Below are 20,150 nucleotides of genomic sequence, written 5' to 3' on the forward strand. Positions count from 1 at the left end.
GTCTGATGGATGAAAAATCTATATTGACGATAAATGTCGTTACTCCTGATGGAAGTGTTTATGAAAATACTACGGATTTAGTTATTTGTAAAACTACTGTAGGTGAAATAGGTATAATGCCTAATCACTTACCATTGCTGGCTTCTTTAGCTATTGATGAAGTTCGAGTAAAAGTTGATGATGAAAATTTTGATGAAATTGCTGTTAGTGGCGGATTTGTGGAATTTTCAGACAATACTTTATCTGTTGTTGCTTCAGCTGCCGAAAGAAAAGAAACTATTGATGTTTCTCGTGCGGAACGTGCTAAGCAACGTGCTGAAAAGCGTATTGAAGAAGCTAAGAACGAAAATAATGACATTGATTTACGTAGAGCTGAAGTTTCCCTACGTAGAGCTATAAATCGATTGAACATTTCAAAACACTAAGCATAATAGAAAGACAGTATTTTTTGGATACTGTCTTTTTTTATGTAGAAAAATTTAAAATTTTATAAAAATCATGACTTAATTTATAAATTATGCTATTATGAGTTCGATTAGTTTAGAAAGGAATAATATTAATATGTATTTAGGATTAATGGCAGTAGTTACAATTATTAGTCATTTTTTCTTCATAACACTCGTTTTTATAAGTTTTCAGGGATTAAGACTAGATTATTTTTTTAGTAAGGAAAAACAAGGAAAATTCCGATTAGCACTTGTACTTTTTTCTGTAGCTATCGGGTATTTAGCAAGTGAATTCTTCTTAAGTTTTATCGATAGTATTCGCAATTTGCTATTTTTAATTAAGTAATGCAGAGTGAGGAATTGTAATGGAAAAAATTGTAGTTCGTGGTGGAAATAAGTTAGAAGGAGAAGTAGAAATTGAAGGAGCTAAAAATGCAGTTCTTCCTATCTTAGCTGCAGCAATCTTGCCCAGCGAAGGAAGAACGATTCTAACTAATGTTCCAATTCTATCTGATGTATATACTATGAATAATGTAATCAGATTTTTAAACGTTAAGGTTGGCTTTGATGAAAATGAAAAATCAGTTGAAATAGACGCAACTGGTAAATTATCATATGATGCACCATTCAAGTATGTTTCTAAAATGAGAGCATCGATTGTTGTGTTAGGACCATTATTAGCACGATTAGGCAAAGCTAGAGTAGCAATGCCTGGAGGATGTGCTATAGGTTCTCGTCCAATAGACTTACATTTAAAAGGATTAGAATTGTTAGGAGCTAAAATTGAGCAACATAATGGTTACATAGATGCACATACCGATGGAAGATTGGTGGGAGCAAATATTTATTTAGATTTTCCAAGTGTTGGTGCTACTCAAAATATTATGATGGCTGCTACTCTAGCTAAGGGCACAACTATTATTGAAAATGTTGCAAGAGAGCCAGAAATTGTAGATTTAGCTAATGTTTTAAATAAGATGGGAGCTAAAGTTTACGGAGCGGGTACTGAAAAAATCAAAATTATAGGTGTAGAAAGTTTACACGGAACTGAACATGCTATTATTCAAGATAGAATAGAAGCTGGAACATTTATGGTTGCTAGTGCTTTAACCCAAGGAAATGTTTTAATTAAAGAAGCAATTGCAGAACATAATATCCCATTGATTTCTAAACTAGAGGAAATGGGTGTAAAAGTTATCGAAGAAAATGAAGGCATTCGAATAATAGGACCTGAAAAATTAAAACCAACTACAGTTAAAACTTTACCTCATCCGGGTTTTCCTACGGATATGCAACCACAAATTTCAATTTTGCAACTAGCTGCTGAGGGAACAAGTATTTTAACTGAAACTGTGTTTGAAAATAGATTCATGCATTTAGAAGAATTAAGAAGAATGAATGCTGATTTTAAAGTAGAAGGAAATTCGGTGGTTCTTCATGGGCCAACTGATTTCAATGGTGCCGAGGTAGCTGCTACTGATTTAAGAGCTGCAGCTGCGTTAGTTTTGGCAGGATTAGTTGCGAAAAATATTACTCAAGTTACTAATCTAAAGTATCTTGATAGAGGATATTATCATTTCCATCAAAAATTAGCTTCTTTAGGTGCTGATATTAAGAGAATTGATGATATTACTGATAGATCATTTGAAATAAAAAAGGAAAAATTAAAAAACGTCAATAACTTACAATAACTAAGTTCTTAATCCGTTAAATCAAATAAGATGGTTTAACGGTATTTTAGTGTTTTTAAATAGGAATTAAAATTAAAATTTAATCTTGTCTATGGTATAATAAGCTAGATATATTATTAATTTGATAAATAAAATTTAGTAAAAGGAGATTTCTCTTATGGTGAAGGATATAGGTATCGACTTGGGTACTGCTAATGTTTTAATAAATGTTAAAGGTAGAGGTATTGTCCTTAATGAGCCATCAGTTGTTGCTATAGATACTAAGAGTGGCAGGGTTCTTTCTGTTGGATCTGAAGCATATCAAATGGTTGGTAGAACACCTAGTAATATTCGTGCAATTCGTCCTTTAAAAGATGGAGTAATTGCTGATTTTGATATGACTGAGCAAATGTTGTCCTACTTTATAAAAAAATTAAACGTTAAAGGTTTCATGTCTCGTCCTAACATTTTAATTTGTTGTCCTACTAACACTACAGATATTGAAAGAAAAGCAATTAGACAAGCAGCAGAAAAATCTGGTGGTGGTAGTAAGGTATACTTGGAAGAAGAACCTAAAGTTGCAGCAATTGGTGCAGGTTTAGATGTTTTCCAACCACATGGAAATATGGTAATTGATATCGGTGGTGGGACTAGTGATATAGCAGTACTATCACTAGGAGATATTGTTGTAAGTCGTTCATTACGTGCAGCTGGAGATAAATTAAATAGTGATATCGCAAATTACGTAAGAAATAAACATAACTTAATTATAGGTGAAAGAACTGCTGAAAAAGTAAAAATGGAAATAGGTTCTGTACTAAAAGGACACAGAGATGAAACATTTAGTGTACGTGGTAGAAATGTAGTTGATGGATTACCTAAGACTATTACGATGACTTCTGATGAAACGGAAGAAGCAATGCATGATACGATGCAAGCTATGATTTCTGCTGCTAAGGATCTATTAAGTACGACTCCTCCAGAATTAGCTTCAGATATCATTGATAGAGGAATTGTTATTACTGGTGGTGGTGCGTTGTTAGATGGAATAGACATGTTGTTCTCAGAGCATTTGAAGGTACCAGTTATGATTTCAGAAACTCCATTGGATGATGTTGCTTTAGGAACAGGAAAATTACTTGACCATATTGAAAAATCAAATTAATAAGGGAATAATATTCTTAATAAGATGTTATCAAAAGTATATTTCTCCTATGTTTCCACCAACGTGTAGATATTATCCAACTTGTTCTAACTACGCAATAGATGCAATAAAAAAGCATGGTGTTGTTAAAGGAATTATAATGGGGATTTTTAGGATTTTGAGATGTAATCCATTTGTAGAGGGTGGAGTAGATGTTGTTCCGGAGAAGTTTACAATTTTTAGAAATGATGATAAGTAGGAGGATTTTTTGTGTCGAAACGAGAAAAGAATATTGAAATACTTGAAGTCGAAAAAATTGTTGATAATAATACAATTACAGAACTAACTACTAAGGATCAAGAAGTGATCGGTAGAATTTTGCAAGATGGGAAAAGATATATTGCAGAATTGAAAAATGGTGAAACTTTTAGAGTCAGTTCACAAGCTGAAGCAATGGAAATTTTATTAAGAGAATATCATTTACATAGATAATAAGCTACGAACAGTAAAAGTTAATAGTGTACCAATATAACTAATTTGTTAGACAAAGGAGAAGGATAGTAGTGCAGGATAGACAGTCGCGAGAACGTCGTGAAGAAGAAGACGCACGAATAGATTGGGGAATCATTCTATCTGTTATGGTTCTTGCAATAATAGGAATGCTTTCAATTTATGTTGCTGCAAGTCATGACACTAGTACAATGAGTGTACCAAGAACACTTATTTCTCAAGCTATGTGGTATGCAATAGGGATAGGTGCAATTATATTTATTATGCAGTTTGATGCTGAACAATTGTGGAAAGTAGCTCCTATTGCGTATGGTTTAGGTATTACTTTGTTAGTTTTGGTTTTGATTTTTTATAGTAGAGCGTATGCTTTAAAGACTGGGGCTAAGAGTTGGTTAGCTTTTGGACCTTTGACTTTTCAACCGTCTGAAGTGATGAAACCTGCCTATATTTTAATGTTAGGTAGGGTGGTTGCACAGCATAATGCAGAGTTTTATGAGCATACTATTAAAACAGATTGGAATTTGATAGGAAAGTTGGCTCTATGGACATTACCGGTTGCTGTATTGTTGAAATTACAAAATGACTTCGGTACAATGTTAGTTTTCTTTGCTATTCTTAGTGGTGTGATTTTAGTTTCAGGTGTTTCTTGGAAGATACTAGCACCTCTTTTTGGAGGTGCTGCTTTCTTAGGAACCGCTGGTATTTTATTAGCTGTTTATGGGAGAAATTTATTAATGGCAATAGGTTTTAAAGCTTATCAATTTGCTAGAATTGAAGCTTGGTTAAACCCATCTGCATCCACTACGGGTAATAGTTATCAATTATGGCAAAGTATGAAAGCTATTGGATCAGGACAGTTATTTGGTACTGGATTTAATCATTCTAATGTATATGTTCCTGTTAGAGAATCGGATATGATATTTTCTGTTATAGGTGAAAATTTTGGATTCATTGGTGGATGCATTTTGATTTTTATATATCTATTACTTATTTTCCAAATGATTCAGGTTACCTTTGATACTAGAAATGAATTTTATGCGTATATTTCTACAGGTGTTATTATGATGATCTTATTCCACGTTTTTGAAAATATTGGTATGAGTATTGGATTATTACCATTAACAGGTATTCCTCTACCATTTATAAGCCAAGGTGGATCTGCTTTAATTGCAAACATGATAGGTATAGGATTAATAATGTCCATGAGATACCATAATAAGAGCTATATGTTTAGCAGCAGTAAGGAATTTCGTTAATACATACTGAGGTGAGAATAAATTATGTTAAAGGTTTATTGTTATAAAAAATGTAGTACATGTAAAAAAGCAATTAAATGGCTAGATAATCATAGTATTGATTATAAATATTATGAGATTACTGAAGAAAGACCTCAGGAAGATTTATTCAAATTATGGTTACAAGATACAGAAAAAAAGGCAACATATTTCTTTAATACTAGTGGTAACTTATATAGAACAATGAATCTAAAAGATAAATTGAAGGAGTTATCAATTGAAGAAAAAGCAAAATTGTTAGCTGACAATGGAATGTTAATCAAAAGACCTTTAGTAATAAAAGACGATGGTAGTGTGCTTTGCGGCTTTAAAGAAGAAAAGTACAAAGAATTTTTATAAAAAGTAATTCTAAAATTGAAAATTCGAACTATAATTTATTAATCTAATAATTATGGTTCGAATTTTTTTATTAGATTAATATGATAATTTACTTGTGGTGCAATCTAATTTTTAATACAATAATGACAGAAGGAAATTATGGGGAGGTAGGCACGATGGATGGAATAGATTTTTTGATAGAATTTTTAAATGATTATTATAAGGCAAAATTAAAAAATATTCATGATATTGCTGGTAATGTCCATTTATCTGGATATAGTGAATTATATAAAAAAGACTTATTTGTTAAGATTTTTAGTAATAAAGATATGTTTTACGCTGAACAACATGTAAATCAAGTATATTATCCTGAGATTTATCTAGATAGTGTGATTTTTGAAGATAATTATGTAGTAGTTCTTAAGGATAGACAATTAGAGGACACGGATAAGAAAAAAATCTCTAAAGAACAAGCCTATTTATATGGTAATTTATTAGCAGATTTCCATAATAAATTAACAGGAAATGTATCTGTTTATGAAGATAAAAGTTCATTAGGTGAACAAATAGATACTTTAGTAAAAACGCTGCAAAACACAGAATATATAGATAATATTAATGATGTAAATAAAATTATTAAAGAACGTCTTGAAAAAGCACAATTGGAGTATGAATTATTACCAAGAGTAGTGTTGCATGGTGACTTTAGTATTAGAAATATAAAAAAATATCAAGATCAAGTGATATTAATTGATTTCGAACGTTCTCGTATTGGAGTAGCATATCAAGATTTTGTGAAGTTCTTTTTTAATGAAGTAAAAGATTTGAATTTAAGAAATGCTTTCTTGAAGGGCTATAGAGAAAATAGACCATTTGAAATTCCTAGTGAAACTCTTCAAAGTGTATTATTATTTAAAACAGCATTAGAGATATTGAATTTTCATCTATCACATCCTGAGAAAAAATTTGGGAGAATGGCTGATGATATGTTAGTAGCTATTAAGGAAGATAAGAGCTTTTTAGAATTGTAATACGGCTACTTTATGACTGGTAATTTATATATTAATAAAAATTTGATAAGTTTACTTGCATTTATAATGAAGATAGTGCATTATTAATTTTAGTACATATTAAATAGGAGTTTTTTAATTCATGGCTAAAAGAGGTATGTTGATTGTTCTTTCTGGCCCTTCAGGTGTTGGAAAAGGAACTGTCAGAAAAGAGATATTTTCACAACCAGGTAATAAGTTTCATTATTCTGTTTCTATGACAACAAGAGAAATGCGTCCTGGAGAAGTAAACGGTAAAGATTACTATTTTGTATCAAAGGAAGAATTTGAACAAGAAATTGCTGCTGGACAAATGCTAGAGTATGCACAATACGTAGATAATTATTATGGTACTCCATTGAAGTATGTTAATGAGATGCTTGATAGTGGTAAGGATGTATTTTTAGAGATTGAAGTTAAAGGTGCTATGCAAGTTAGAGAAAAGGCTCCTGATGGCTTATTTATTTTCCTTACACCACCAGATTTGATGGAGTTGAGACAGCGCATTATTAATCGAGGTACTGATGATATTGATACTATTAATAAACGTATGAAAAAAGCAGTAGATGAGATAGAAATGATGCAAAATTATGATTATGCTGTTGTAAATGACGAAGTTGAGAAGGCAGCCGAAAAAATTAAAACAATAATTAGAGCAGAGCGCTGGAGAGTAAAGCGTTTCTTGCCAGACTATCGAAAACAGTTAGGAGAGTTGAATTAAAATGATTTTATACCCATCAGTAGATGATTTATTAGAACAAGTTGATTCTAGATATTCTTTAATTATGTTAGCTGCTAAGCGTGCACACGATTTAGATGCTGGTTCCCCAGAATTATTATCCAACTATGAATCACCAAAAAATATTGGACATGCATTAGAAGAAATAGCAGCTGGTAAAGTTAAAATTAAGGAAGACTAATTATATATAATTAGTAGCTATATTAAAGCCGTAGAGATTGTTCTCCACGGCTTTTTTATAATGAAATTGTATGTCACTTGGTATAATATAGTATATGAGATTTATTCTATGATATTGATAGAAATTTGAAGGGATGAAGTCTTTATGGAGAGAAAAAATATTGCTGTATTTTTAACAGGTGGAATTGCTGTTTATAAAGCAGCAAATGTTGTTAGAGGCTTAATTAAAAAAGGATTTAAAGTAAAAGTAGCTATGAGTGAAGCTTCTCAAAAATTTATAACTCCATATACATTCCAAGCTTTAACACATGAAAAAGTCTATACTGATTTATTTGAGATAACGGATGATAACCCAATACCACATATTGAATTAGCTGATTGGGCTGATTTTGCTTTGATTATACCAGCTACAGCAAACATAATAGCAAAAATGGCTAATGGTATAGCTGATGATTTTATTACTACGACACTGTTAGCAATAGATATGCCGAAATTTGTTGTTCCAGCGATGAATGAGAAAATGTTATTGAACAATGCTACCAAAAGAAATATGCAAACTTTGATAAATGATGGTGTAAAAATAATGTCTCCAGATACAGGTATGTTAGCTGAAGGATATACTGGTAAGGGAAGATTGCCTAAAGAAGAAGAGATCATTGAGTGGATTATTAGTAAAATAAATTCAAAGAAAGATTTAGTTGGTAAAAAAGTCGTTATTTCTGCTGGAAGTACAATCGAACCAATTGATCCTGTCAGGTATATATCTAACTATTCGAGTGGGAAAATGGGCTACGCTTTAGCGGAAGCAGCATTCGAACGTGGAGCAAGCGTTACATTAGTAAGTGGTCCTACTAATTTATTGGCAACTCCAGGTGTAAAAATCAACAGAATTAAAACAACTAAAGAATTAGAAAGAAAAATGAATGAAGAATTTAAAACTGCTGATATTGCAATAATGGCAGCAGCTGTTTCTGACTATCATGTTGCTAAAGTAGCAAATAACAAGATTAAAAAAACTGGAGAAAAGTTAACATTAGAATTGGTACAAAATCCTGATATTTTAAAAGAACTGGGCTCAGTTAAGGAAAAACAAATATTAGTAGGATTTGCTGCTGAGACGAATAATTTATATGAAAATGCTCAAAATAAGTTACTTTCCAAACATGCGGACATGATTGTTGGAAATGACGTATCTAGAAAAGATATAGGATTTGGAAATGATGATAATGAAGTAACACTATTTACTTTGAAAAATAGTCCTATTAAGTTACTTAAGACTAATAAAAAAGAATTAAGTCATAAAATTTTGGATGTAATTGTTGAAAAACTTATGTCTAAGGAGTGATTTAAAATTTTAAAAAATTTTGCTGAAGTTATTGTAGATGTACCTACAATGCAAACTAATAAACCATTTACTTATAAAATACCTGAAAATTTGCAGGGACAACTAGAAAAAGGAATGAGGGTAGTAGTTCCCTTTGGAAAGGGAAATAGATTGATTCAGGGATTTATTATAAATTTTAAGTCTAGTAGTGAAAATATAGATAATATAAAAGAAATTGATAGTGTATTAGATTTGGAACCTGTATTGAATGAAGAAATGTTGGAAATTGCAGATTGGTTGTCAAAGTATACTTTTTCATTCAAAATTAGGTGCCTTCAAGTAATGCTTCCAAGTATTATGAAAGCTAAATATGAGCGAAAGTTTACTTATATTGGAGAGCAAGATGAAAAAGTTAAAGAGCTATTTTCAGGCAAATCTGATTTATTAGATAGTGATAAAAAAGTAAATTCTAGTACGATAAATAAATTATTACAGTTAAGAAAGCAAGGAAAAATAAAAGTAGACTACATTGTAAAAAATAAGGCTAAAGCAAAGTTAGTTTCAGTGGTTAAGACAAAATTATCTTTACAAGAGTATGAGAATGAGTTAGGAAGTATTTCCCCTAATGCCAGCAAACAAAAAAAGTTACTAAATACATTAAAAGAGTTTCCTGTGGGGTCAAAAATACGGCAAAGTGAATTGAGGGAAAAATACAATTTTACTAATGCTGATATAAAAAATGCTAGTGAAAAAGGATGGATAGATGTAGTAAAAGTTGAAAAATATCGCGATCCATTTGCTAACTATAAGAGTTATTATGAAAAAAAGCATAAGCTTACACAAGAACAAAGTAAAGTTGTGAAAAAATTAGATAATGATATCGAAAACGATAAAGCGCGAGTATCTTTGCTTCAAGGGGTAACAGGAAGTGGAAAAACAGAGGTATATTTACAAGTAATAGATACTGCTCTTAATCAAGGGAAAACAGCTATTGTATTGGTTCCTGAAATATCGTTAACACCGCAAATGGTAAAAAGATTTAGAGCTAGGTTTGGCACCAAAGTTGCAGTTTTGCATAGTGGGCTTTCTATAGGAGAAAAATACGATGAATGGAGAAGAATAGAGAGAGAAGAAGCACAGGTAGTTGTAGGAGCGCGATCTGCTATTTTTGCTCCTTTGAAAAATTTAGGAGTCATAATAGTGGATGAGGAACATGAATCTAGTTACAAGCAAGATGAAATGCCTAGATATAATGCAAAAGATGTTGCTAAATGGCGTGGAATATATCACTCATGTCCTGTTATTTTCGGGAGTGCAACCCCATCACTAGAGTCTAGAGCTAGGGCACAAAAAGGAGTATATGATTGGTTAAGATTAACTAAAAGAGTTAACGATCAAAAGCTACCTAAAGTACAAATTGTTGATATGAGAGAGGCAGTAAAAACCTCTCCAATTCCAGATTTTTCTCTTAAAATGGTTAATTCAATTCAGGAAAAACTAGATAAAAAGGAACAAATAGTGCTTCTATTAAATCGTAGAGGGTATTCGACGTTTATGATGTGTAGAGAGTGTGGTTATGTAATAAAGTGTCCTAACTGTGATATTTCTTTGACAGTTCATTTAGATAGCAGATCTTTAAAGTGTCATTATTGTGGATATGAAACGAGAATACCATATGAATGTCCTAGTTGTAGTAGCAAAAAAATAAGATATTATGGTACTGGGACACAAAAAATTGAAAAAGAGCTAAAAGGTCTATTTCCACAAGCCCGAATTTTAAGAATGGATGTAGATACAACTAGAAAAAAAGGAGCACATGAGAAACTATTAAGAACATTTGGAGATGGAAAGGCTGATATTTTACTTGGAACGCAAATGATAGCTAAAGGACTAGATTTTCCAAATGTGACTTTTGTTGGAGTTTTAAATGCAGATACATCACTTGGGATATCGGATTTTAGAGCAAGTGAGAGAACTTTTCAACTTTTAACACAAGTTAGTGGACGTGCTGGACGTGCTGATAAAGATGGAGAGGTTATTATTCAAACTTTTAATCCTGATCATTATGCTATAAGACTAGCTCAGAATCACGATTATGAAAATTTTTTCTATAAAGAAATGGAACTTAGACATAATTTAAATTATCCACCGTATTACTATACATTAAAGATAACAGTAAGTTCTAATTCAGAGTCATTGACGGCTAGAACTATTTTTAAAATAAACAATGAAGTAAGGATGAATGTCTCTAAAGGAACTATTATATTGGGTCCAACTCCACAGACGGTTACTAAAATAAATAATCGTTATTATTATCAAATTGTTATTAAATATAAAAAAGAAACAAAATTAATTAACTATTTACAAGATTTACTTCTTTCAAGTCAAAGAATTGAAAGAGAAGGTATACAAATTGTGATAGATAGAGAACCATTGAAATTTAACTAAGTTAAGGACGTGATATTATGACAAATATTGTATTTATGGGAACACCAGCTTTTGCTGCACCAATTTTAGAAGGAATTATTGAAAATGGTTATAATGTTTTAGCTGTGGTCACACAACCTGATAGACCTGTTGGAAGAAAGAGAGTACTACATGCCTCACCTGTAAAAGAAGTTGCTTTGAAGTACGGTATAAAAGTATTTCAACCGGTAAAATTAAGTGGCAGTGATGAAATGCAGGAAATAATAGACTTACAACCAGATTTAATAGTAACAGCAGCATACGGTCAATTTTTACCAACAAAATTAATTGAAAGTGCAAAAATTGCTGCAATTAATGTTCATGGATCATTATTGCCTAAATATAGAGGCGGTGCTCCTGTACAATATTCAATTATGAATGGTGATGATAAGACAGGTGTAACTATTATTTATATGGTTAAGAAAATGGATGCTGGGGATATGCTAGCTCAAGCTGAATTAAAAATAGAATCTACAGATGATACTGGAACTATTTTTGAAAAAATGAGTATTTTAGGAAGAGATGTGCTTCTAGAAACATTACCTAAAATTATTTCTGGTAATGTTGAAGCTGTAAAACAAGATGAAAATAAAGTTGTTTTTTCACCTAATATCAAACCAGAAGAAGAAATTTTACACTTAAATTTAGAAGCTAAAGAAATTGATTGGAAGACGAGAGCATTACGCCCAGCACCTGGAGCTTATTTTAAAAATTTCAAAGGAAAGAGAACGAAGTTATGGGGTATTAAACCACTTGAAGAAAAAACAGAATTCGCTCCAGGATATGTTGTGAATGTTGATAAGCATGAGTTAAAAGTATCTGCATATAATGGGACTGTTTATTCAATTATTGAATTACAACCGGCAGGTAAACAAAAAATGGATATAACTTCATATTTAAATGGAGTTGGACAAGGATTAAAAATTGGACAAAGGATAATTGAAGATGAAGAATAAGACAGTTAGATTACTAGCAGTTGAATTACTAACTAGAGTTGAAAGTCAAGGTACATATTCAAATCTAGCATTAAATAAAGTGATAGAAGAAAATAACCTTTCTGTTAAAGATACAAAATTATTAACAACAATTGTTTATGGAGTAATACAACATAAGTTAACTTTAGAATATTGGTTAGAACCATTTATTAAGAAGGCAAATAGGTTACAATTATGGGTTAAGGAATTATTATTAGTATCATTGTATCAAATAGTTTATTTAGATAAAATTCCAGACCGAGCTGTATTTAATGAATCTATTGAAATAGCAAAAATCAAGGGACATACCGGTATTAGAAAATTTGTTACAGGTGTGCTGCATTCAATCAGAAGAAATGGTTTGAGAGAAGTTAATGAAATTGATAACGATATTACAAGGTTGAGTATAGGGACTAGTACCCCTGAGTGGCTAGTGGAAGAATTAATTAAGGAATTAGGAATTACTAAAGTCGAGTCGATATTAGATACAATAAATACTTCTCCAAAGCATAGTGTAAGAATCAATACTCATAAAGTTAACAAGCAAATTTTAGTAAATGAACTAAAGAATGATGGCTATACGATTAGAGAAAGTGAAGTTACACCAGATGCTTTAATAGTAGATGGGGGTTTCTTACCAAAGAGTTCAGAATTTCGAAATGGAAAGATGATAATTCAAGATGAAAGTGCAATGTTAGCTGTTGAAAGTATGGATATTCAAGAAGATGATATAGTTCTAGATGCTTGTGCTGCTCCTGGTGGTAAAACAACACAAATAGCTGAAAAATTAATGACAGGTGAAGGAAAAGTTTGGGCTTTAGATATTCACAAACATAAGGTGAAATTGATAGAAGAAAATGCTAATAAATTAGGATTAATATCTAAAGTATCAGCTAAACAATTAGATGCGAGAAAGGCGATAACAGAATTTGATTCGGAAAAATTTGATAAAATTTTAGTAGATGCACCTTGTTCTGGATTAGGCTTAATGAGAAGAAAACCAGAAGTAAAATATGAAAAAAAGTTGGCTGACTCATATAGTCTACATGATATTCAAGTTAATATTTTAGAAAAAATAGCACCTTTATTAAAAAAAGGTGGATACTTGACTTATAGTACATGTACAATTTTAAATATTGAAAATCAAAAAGTTATTGATGATTTTCTTAAAAAGCATCCAGAGTTTGTTCAAGAAAAGACTTATACAAAAAATAAATTAAAAGATGAAAGAGATACACTTTCTTTAACCATATATCCAGATGATTACATGTCGGATGGTTTCTTTATAGCAACGCTACGTAAAAAATAGGAGTTGATGAGTATGGAGATTGCATATTTAAGTGATTTAGGAAAAATGAGAAAAAATAATGAAGACTATGTTGGAAAATTTGTCAATAAAGCTGGAGCAGTAATGGTAATTGTGGCTGATGGATTAGGTGGCCATAACGGGGGAGAAGTAGCTTCAGAAATGGCAGTATCCCATCTAGGCTATTACTTTAGTGAAACAAGTTTTTTTTCTATTTCTCAAGCAAGTACTTGGCTTTCTAAAAAAGTAGATGAAGAAAATAGTTTAATTTTAAAAAATTCTCTTCATTATAAAGATTTACGTGGTATGGGAACAACATTAGTAGTAGCTATCATATTTGAACAAGAATTTTTACTAGCACATATAGGTGACAGTAGGGGATATATTTTAGAAAAAGGAAATCTTACTAGGGTTACAGAAGATCATTCTCTAGTCAATGAATTAATAAAAGAGGGTGAATTAAGTCCAGAAGAGGCTGAGCATCATCCTAAAAAGAATATCATCACACGATCTTTAGGAATATCGGAAAATTCAGAATTAGATGAAGAATTTTTTCAAATTACTAAAAATAGCATTTTGATGTTATGTACAGATGGCTTAACTAATATGGTTGAAGATACGAAGTTAGAACGTTTATTAAATATATCTGAATCTTTACCTGATAAATGTCAAAGATTGGTTGATGAGGCTAATAGAGCAGGAGGAAATGATAATATTTCTGTATTACTTGTGTCGTTTGATGAAGAGGTGAAATATTAATGGGACCAGGATACGTTTTGAATGGCCGTTATAAGATTCGACGTGTTCTAGGTGAAGGTGGAATGGCTAATGTTTATTTAGCTGATGATTTAATTTTAAATCGACCAGTTACGGTGAAAGTTTTAAGACTAGATTTACAAAATGATCCTGCTTCTTTGAGGAGATTTCATAGAGAAGCGATGTCATTAACAGAATTAACTAATCCTAATATAGTTAACATTTATGACATTGATCAAACAGATGATGGTATGCAGTATCTAGTTATGGAATATGTAGATGGTATGGATTTAAAAGCATACATAAAGAAAAATCATAAACTTCCATACGAACGTGTAATAGAAATTATGGAGCAAATCTTATCGGCTGTAGAGGATGCGCATGCACACAATATAATTCATAGAGATTTAAAGCCGAAAAATATTTTAATTGATAAGAATGGGACAGTTAAGATTACTGATTTTGGAATTGCTGTTGCAGTTGCGGAATTTACAATGACTCAGACTAATACATTAGTTGGTTCAGTACATTATATTTCACCTGAACAAGCAAGAGGAAGTATGGTAACTAAGCAATCCGATATTTATTCTTTAGGAATAATTTTGTTTGAAATGTTAACTGGTGAAGTTCCGTACCAAGGAGAGACAGCTATCTCTGTAGCTTTAAAGCATTATCGTAATGATATGCCATCTGTTCGTAATTATGATAATAATATTCCACAATCCCTAGAGAATGTCATATTGCATGCGACTGCTAAAAATTTAAATGACCGATATAAAACAGTGGCAGAAATGGCGGATGATTTAAGAACAGTTTTAGATGAAGATAGAAAAAACGAAAAAGTATGGAGACCGCAAAATTTTGTTGATGAAGAAACAAAGATATTACCTCAAATAAAAGACAGTTTTATTGACGAAAATTTAGATGAAACTAAAACTTTAATTCTCTCAGAAGATGCTATAAAGAAGAACGAAGAAACTACTAAGACTAGAGAGAAAAAACAAAAGTGGAGCAGAAAAAAAAGAGGTATTACAGTTGGGGCAATAATATTAGCTTTAATCGTTATTTCGGTTGTGATTTTTGCTTTAATTACAACTCCCAAAGTAATTACTATGCCAGATTTAAGAGGAATGACTCAAACGCAGGCTGAAAGCATTCTTGATAACAAGAAATTAGAAATAGGTAAAGTTACGGAAAAATATTCAAATTTATATAATTATGGCCAAATAGTTAGTACTAATCCTAAGCAGGGATCAAATGTACGGCAAAAAACATCGGTAGGTTTGGTAATATCTAAGGGACCAGATAAGAAACCATTTGGCGATTATCGCGGACAAAATTATGATGATGTTAAAGAGAGACTTGAAAATCAAGGTGTACATGTTTATAAGAAATTGAAGTATACTGATGACGTTACTAAAGATTCAATAATATCTCAAAGTTTAAAGCCAAGTGCTGCTGTTGTTATGAGTCAAACAACCGTTACATTTACAGTTAGTAAAGGTCCCGTTCATTTTAGGTTAAAAATGTTTAGTGGGATGAATAAATCTCAAATTGAAAGTTACGCTAAGCAACAGAATATAGATGTAGTTTTTCAGTACGAGGCATCTGATAAGTTTAAAAGTGGTGAAGTTGTGAGACAAGGTCCAGCACCCAATGCTATTGTTGAGAGAGGATCACAAGTAATTGTTGTGTTAGCTAAATAATAAAGTGAGGAAATATAGGATGTATTTCTCTACTTTTTTATATTAATGAGAAAGGAAGTAGGATATTTTTTGACGACAAAAGGGCGCATAAAGCAATCACTAAGTGGGTATTATGATGTTTTAGTAGAAGATAAAGAGTATAGAACAAGAGCAAGAGGAAATTTTAGGAAAAAGAAAATGACACCAGTAGTTGGTGATTGGGTAGACTTTAAAATTGACGACAATGGTGATGGATATATATTAAAAATTTATCCTCGTAAGAATCAGTTGGTGAGACCGCCTATAGCTAACATAGATACAGCTATTGTTGTTTCGGCGTGTGTAGAGCCAGATTTTTCTCCAAATTTATTAGACAGACAGTTAGTAATGTTAGAAAGTAATAATGTAAGACCAGTTTTATTTTTTTCAAAAGCAGATTTGTTAAACCAAGAACAAAGAGAAAAATTTGAATCTTACTTTAATTATTATAGTAAGTATTATTCGTGCTATATTTCATTTGAAAATGAAAACAGACAAAATGTATTAAATAATTTGATGAGTGATTTAACTAATGAAATAGTGGTTGTGATGGGACAAACTGGAGCAGGTAAGTCTACTTTACTTAATGATTTAAAGCCAGATTTAAGGTTAGAAACAGGTAAGATTTCTAAAGCATTAAGTAGAGGAAAACATACGACAAGAAAAGTAACTTTATTAGATATTAATGGTGTAATGATTGCTGATACACCAGGATTCTCATCATTTGAGTTATTAAATATAACAAAAGATACATTACCATTAATGTATCCAGATTTTGTTAAATATCAAGATAACTGTAAATTTAGAGGATGCTTACATTTAAAAGAACCTAAATGTGCTGTTAAAGATGCAGTAAACAAGGGTGAAATTTTGGAAAATAGATACATTAATTATGTACAGTTTCAAGATATGTTAGCTAATAAAAAGGTTAGGTATAAATGATGGACAATGAAATGACAATAAATATTTTGGTTGGTGGACCACGTGAAGAATTACCTGAAAATTTTTGGAAAAACAGTTTTAGTGAAGATCATTGGATAGGAGCGGATAAAGGTGCAGTAGATTTGGTTAAACATCACCAATCCTTACTATTTGCAGTTGGAGACTTTGATTCTTCTAGTGAAGAAGAGATAGAATTAGTGAAGGAAAATGTACCTGAATTAATAACTTTTAAACCAGAAAAAGACTACACCGACACTGAATTATCTATAAAGTTAGCAATAGATAAATATCACCCAAAAAAAATTACTATCTATGGAGCTACAGGTGGAAGAATAGATCACTTATTGGCTAATATAATGTTTGTTTTAAAGCCAGAATTTAGATTTTATGCAGACAAAATAAAAATTATTGATAGAAGAAATATTATAAATTTCTTTTTGCCAGGTAAGTATACTATAAATAAAGAGGAAAACTTTGATTACTTGGCATTCATACCATTAGAAGAAATTAAAGATTTAAATTTATATGATGAAAAATATAAATTGAATAATGCTAACTATGCTTACCCCATTGCATTAGCAAGTAATGAATTTGTAGGGGATAAAGCTAGCTTTAGTTTTAAAAGTGGACTACTTTGTGTTATTCAAAGTAAAGATTAAAAGTAAAAGGTCATAATGCTTCAATTCGAAACATTATGACCTTTGTTTTTTAGTATATTACTTGTTATCTATTAGACACGAGTAACCTTGCCAGACTTCAAAGCACGAGTTGAAACCCAAACTTTCTTAGGCTTACCATCAACTAAAATACGAACTTTTTGCAAGTTTGGCTTCCAGCTACGATTTGTTTGGTTCAAAGCGTGAGAACGTTTCTTACCAAAAGTTGTCTTACGACCTGTAACAAAATCTTTTGCCATTGCTATATATCCTCCATTTCAATCTCAAATAAAGCAAAAAATGCTTATCCACTAAATAAAATTATCATAGATAGAGAATGATTGCAACATTTTTTTGTAAAGTTAATTTACTTTACACCTTTATTTGAATAAAATGACTTCAAAATAGATAATTTTTTGATAATCAGATAAAATATTCTGGTTTAAAGATGATTTTAATTGTATCATAAATATGATAGAATAATTATTTGTATGAATGCCAATCAGTTAAGGAGGCTATATATTATGGCTGTAAAAATTCAAAACCAATTAGGTAATATTGATATTTCCAATGATGTTATTGCAACAGTTGTTGGTGGAGCTGCTACTGAAATTTTCGGTATTGTTGGCATGGCTAGTAAGAATCAAATTCGTGATAATTTAAATGAAATTTTACGTCGTGATAACTATTCCAAGGGTGTAGTTGTTCGCCAACAAGAAGATGGAGTAGCTATTGACGTTTATATTATTGCAGGTTATGGTACAAAAATTTCTGAAGTATGTCGTAATGTACAAAGTAAAGTAAAATATAACTTAGAATCTATGCTTGGAGTTAAAGCTGAGTCGGTTAACGTCATTGTACAAGGTGTACGTGTTATTGGAGATTAAATATATTTTGGAATCTAGACTGCCAAGGAGGATAATTTTAATTTGAAAGTCGCTAAGATTACTGAGTCAGAGTTCCGAAAAATGGTACTGACAAGTTCTAATAAGTTAAATAAAAATGCTGAATTTATTAATTCATTAAACGTTTTTCCAGTTCCTGATGGTGATACAGGAACCAATATGAGTTTATCCCTAGCTAGTGGATATAAATATGTTTCAGAATCAACATCTACTAAGGTAGGGGACCTAGGAGTAGCTTTAGCTAAAGGTTTGTTGATGGGTGCTAGAGGTAATTCAGGTGTTATTTTATCTCAAATTTTCCGTGGTTTTAGCAAGAGTATGGCTAAAAAAGAAAATTTAACAGCTCAAGATTTAGCAGATGCAATTACAAGTGGAGTTGAGACTGCATATAAAGCAGTTATGAAACCAACTGAAGGAACTATTTTAACAGTTGCTCGTAAAGCTGCTGAAGCTGCTAGAAATACAGTAAAAAATACAGATGATTGTGTTGAAGTTATGGAAGCAACTTATGAAGCTGCTAAGCAAGCATTGGCAACAACTCCAGAACTTTTACCGGTTTTAAAAGAAGTAGGTGTAGTGGATTCTGGTGGTCAAGGGCTAACATTTGTATATGAAGGTTTCTATGAAGCTTTATCAGGAAATATTACCGATGATGAGCATGTACCTAATGTAGAAGAAATGGACGAAATGGTAAATGCTGAACATCATAAGAGTGTCCAAAGTCAGTTACATACAGAGGATATTAAATATGGTTACTGTACTGAAATAATGGTAAAGTTAGGTGCAGGGCGCTTAGTAGACCAAGAATTTGAGTACGATAAATTTAGAAATCATTTGGCTGAAATTGGAGACTCTTTACTAGTAATTGCGGATGATGAAGTTGTTAAGGTTCATGTACATACTGAACATCCAGGCAAAGTTTTATCCTACGGTCAAGAATTCGGTTCTTTAATCAAGGTTAAAGTTGACAACATGCGATTACAACATGAAACTATTCTTGAAAAAGATGAAGATAATAATAAAGATGATGTAGAAGCTAAGAAGTTAGCTGATGCTAGAAAGAATGCTGGCGATTATGGAATATTAACAGTTGTTTCTGGAAAAGGATTGAAAGACTTATTTATTAGTTTAGGTGCAACAGATATCTTAGATGGTGGTCAAACAATGAACCCAAGTACACAAGATTTTGTTGATATTATCTCTGCTAGTTCAGCTAAGAAATTCATTATTTTCCCTAACAACAAAAATATATTCCTAGCTGCTAAGCAAGCAACTGAATTAGTAGATATTCCTGTTAAGGTTGTACAATCTAGATCTGTTTTGGAGGGATTGTCAGGAATATTTGCATTCAATCCGGATATGGATCTTGAAGATAACGTAACAGATATGGAAGAAAATATATCTTCTGTGAAATCTGGTCAAGTAACGATCGCAGTTAGAGATACAACTCTAAATGGTAAGGAAATTAAAAAGGACGATTATATGGGAATTGTGGATGGAGATATTACAGTTACTGCTAGTGATTCTAAAACTGCTGCAATTTCAATGGTAGAATCAATGCTTGATGATGATAGTGAAGTTGTAACTATCATTTATGGTGAAGATGGTAATGAAGCTGAAGCTAAAGAAATTGAGCAGGCAATTCTTGATATCGATGATGACTTAGAAGTAGAGATCCACGAAGGGGATCAACCTGTTTATCCTTATCTAATTTCTGTTGAGTAAAATATTTTATTATTTTAAAGG

At 31.5% G+C, this 20,150-nt stretch carries 22 protein-coding genes; 21 read left to right on the forward strand and 1 reads right to left on the reverse strand.

Features of this window, described 5'->3' with window-relative positions:
* The first annotated feature begins 5 nt into the window (after window positions 1–5).
* The 19 genes from NOU10_RS02415 to NOU10_RS02505 all read left to right on the forward strand — a co-directional run bounded on the left by NOU10_RS02415 (window position 6) and on the right by NOU10_RS02505 (window position 17,502).
* A complete protein-coding gene (locus tag NOU10_RS02415) occupies window positions 6–425 on the forward strand; it encodes a F0F1 ATP synthase subunit epsilon (protein WP_003699947.1) in 420 nt (139 codons plus the stop codon).
* A gap of 151 nt (window positions 426–576) precedes the next feature.
* Window positions 577–792, forward strand: a complete 216-nt coding sequence (locus tag NOU10_RS02420; RefSeq protein ID WP_223656965.1) for a DUF1146 family protein — start codon at window positions 577–579, stop codon at window positions 790–792.
* Window positions 793–811: 19 nt separating this feature from the next.
* Complete coding sequence (gene murA / locus NOU10_RS02425) at window positions 812–2,137, forward strand: UDP-N-acetylglucosamine 1-carboxyvinyltransferase (RefSeq protein WP_255905900.1); 1,326 nt, start codon at window positions 812–814, stop codon at window positions 2,135–2,137.
* A gap of 157 nt (window positions 2,138–2,294) precedes the next feature.
* Window positions 2,295–3,281: a rod shape-determining protein gene (locus tag NOU10_RS02430; protein WP_003701754.1), complete on the forward strand. Its 987-nt coding sequence runs from the start codon at window positions 2,295–2,297 to the stop codon at window positions 3,279–3,281.
* Complete coding sequence (gene yidD, locus NOU10_RS02435; RefSeq protein ID WP_034983417.1) at window positions 3,256–3,519, forward strand: membrane protein insertion efficiency factor YidD; 264 nt, start codon at window positions 3,256–3,258, stop codon at window positions 3,517–3,519. The genes NOU10_RS02430 and yidD overlap by 26 nt, the downstream gene beginning before the upstream one ends.
* 11 nt (window positions 3,520–3,530) lie before the next feature.
* Complete coding sequence (locus tag NOU10_RS02440) at window positions 3,531–3,752, forward strand: DUF2969 domain-containing protein (RefSeq protein WP_003699952.1); 222 nt, start codon at window positions 3,531–3,533, stop codon at window positions 3,750–3,752.
* A gap of 71 nt (window positions 3,753–3,823) precedes the next feature.
* Entirely contained in the window at window positions 3,824–5,026 is a 1,203-nt protein-coding gene (locus tag NOU10_RS02445; RefSeq protein WP_003699953.1) for an FtsW/RodA/SpoVE family cell cycle protein, read from the forward strand.
* Between the two features lie 24 nt (window positions 5,027–5,050).
* Window positions 5,051–5,404 carry a Spx/MgsR family RNA polymerase-binding regulatory protein gene (locus NOU10_RS02450; RefSeq protein WP_003701717.1) on the forward strand — a complete coding sequence of 118 codons (354 nt, stop codon included), beginning with the start codon at window positions 5,051–5,053 and terminating at the stop codon, window positions 5,402–5,404.
* Window positions 5,405–5,559: 155 nt separating this feature from the next.
* Complete coding sequence (locus NOU10_RS02455; RefSeq protein ID WP_255905901.1) at window positions 5,560–6,414, forward strand: phosphotransferase; 855 nt, start codon at window positions 5,560–5,562, stop codon at window positions 6,412–6,414.
* Window positions 6,415–6,535: 121 nt separating this feature from the next.
* Window positions 6,536–7,153, forward strand: coding sequence for a guanylate kinase (gene gmk / locus NOU10_RS02460; RefSeq protein WP_003699957.1), 618 nt, complete (start codon window positions 6,536–6,538; stop codon window positions 7,151–7,153).
* A gap of 1 nt (window position 7,154) precedes the next feature.
* Window positions 7,155–7,352 (forward strand): DNA-directed RNA polymerase subunit omega, encoded by a 198-nt coding sequence (gene rpoZ / locus NOU10_RS02465; protein WP_003699958.1) that lies wholly within the window; start codon window positions 7,155–7,157, stop codon window positions 7,350–7,352.
* A 144-nt stretch (window positions 7,353–7,496) separates the two neighbouring features.
* The gene (coaBC, locus tag NOU10_RS02470; RefSeq protein WP_255905902.1) at window positions 7,497–8,696 is read left to right on the forward strand and encodes a bifunctional phosphopantothenoylcysteine decarboxylase/phosphopantothenate--cysteine ligase CoaBC; all 1,200 of its coding nucleotides are present in this window, start codon (window positions 7,497–7,499) and stop codon (window positions 8,694–8,696) included.
* 6 nt (window positions 8,697–8,702) lie between these two features.
* Window positions 8,703–11,123 (forward strand): primosomal protein N', encoded by a 2,421-nt coding sequence (gene priA / locus NOU10_RS02475; protein ID WP_255905942.1) that lies wholly within the window; start codon window positions 8,703–8,705, stop codon window positions 11,121–11,123.
* Window positions 11,124–11,140: 17 nt separating this feature from the next.
* Window positions 11,141–12,097, forward strand: coding sequence for a methionyl-tRNA formyltransferase (gene fmt / locus NOU10_RS02480; RefSeq protein WP_255905903.1), 957 nt, complete (start codon window positions 11,141–11,143; stop codon window positions 12,095–12,097).
* The gene (rsmB, locus tag NOU10_RS02485) at window positions 12,087–13,424 is read left to right on the forward strand and encodes a 16S rRNA (cytosine(967)-C(5))-methyltransferase RsmB (RefSeq protein ID WP_255905904.1); all 1,338 of its coding nucleotides are present in this window, start codon (window positions 12,087–12,089) and stop codon (window positions 13,422–13,424) included. Before fmt ends, rsmB begins: the two co-directional genes overlap by 11 nt.
* A gap of 12 nt (window positions 13,425–13,436) precedes the next feature.
* Window positions 13,437–14,180 (forward strand): Stp1/IreP family PP2C-type Ser/Thr phosphatase, encoded by a 744-nt coding sequence (locus tag NOU10_RS02490; protein WP_003705984.1) that lies wholly within the window; start codon window positions 13,437–13,439, stop codon window positions 14,178–14,180.
* On the forward strand, window positions 14,180–15,883 hold the full coding sequence (gene pknB / locus NOU10_RS02495; protein WP_255905905.1) for a Stk1 family PASTA domain-containing Ser/Thr kinase: 1,704 nt from the start codon (window positions 14,180–14,182) through the stop codon (window positions 15,881–15,883). Before NOU10_RS02490 ends, pknB begins: the two co-directional genes overlap by 1 nt.
* Window positions 15,884–15,928: 45 nt before the next feature.
* Window positions 15,929–16,843 carry a ribosome small subunit-dependent GTPase A gene (gene rsgA / locus NOU10_RS02500; RefSeq protein ID WP_255905906.1) on the forward strand — a complete coding sequence of 305 codons (915 nt, stop codon included), beginning with the start codon at window positions 15,929–15,931 and terminating at the stop codon, window positions 16,841–16,843.
* Window positions 16,840–17,502 (forward strand): thiamine diphosphokinase, encoded by a 663-nt coding sequence (locus NOU10_RS02505; protein ID WP_255905907.1) that lies wholly within the window; start codon window positions 16,840–16,842, stop codon window positions 17,500–17,502. The genes rsgA and NOU10_RS02505 overlap by 4 nt, the downstream gene beginning before the upstream one ends.
* Window positions 17,503–17,573: 71 nt before the next feature.
* Here the strand turns inward: NOU10_RS02505 and rpmB are convergent, their stop codons facing one another.
* Window positions 17,574–17,759 carry a 50S ribosomal protein L28 gene (rpmB, locus tag NOU10_RS02510; protein ID WP_003694225.1) on the reverse strand — a complete coding sequence of 62 codons (186 nt, stop codon included), beginning with the start codon at window positions 17,757–17,759 and terminating at the stop codon, window positions 17,574–17,576.
* Between the two features lie 264 nt (window positions 17,760–18,023).
* Between rpmB and NOU10_RS02515 the strand changes: the two genes are divergently transcribed.
* Window positions 18,024–18,386: an Asp23/Gls24 family envelope stress response protein gene (locus NOU10_RS02515; protein WP_003701710.1), complete on the forward strand. Its 363-nt coding sequence runs from the start codon at window positions 18,024–18,026 to the stop codon at window positions 18,384–18,386.
* Between the two features lie 42 nt (window positions 18,387–18,428).
* Window positions 18,429–20,129, forward strand: coding sequence for a DAK2 domain-containing protein (locus NOU10_RS02520; protein WP_069469439.1), 1,701 nt, complete (start codon window positions 18,429–18,431; stop codon window positions 20,127–20,129).
* The last annotated feature ends 21 nt before the right edge of the window (window positions 20,130–20,150 follow it).

It is taken from the genome of Ligilactobacillus sp. MP3, assembly GCF_024436335.1.
Lineage (GTDB): Bacteria > Bacillota > Bacilli > Lactobacillales > Lactobacillaceae > Ligilactobacillus > Ligilactobacillus salivarius.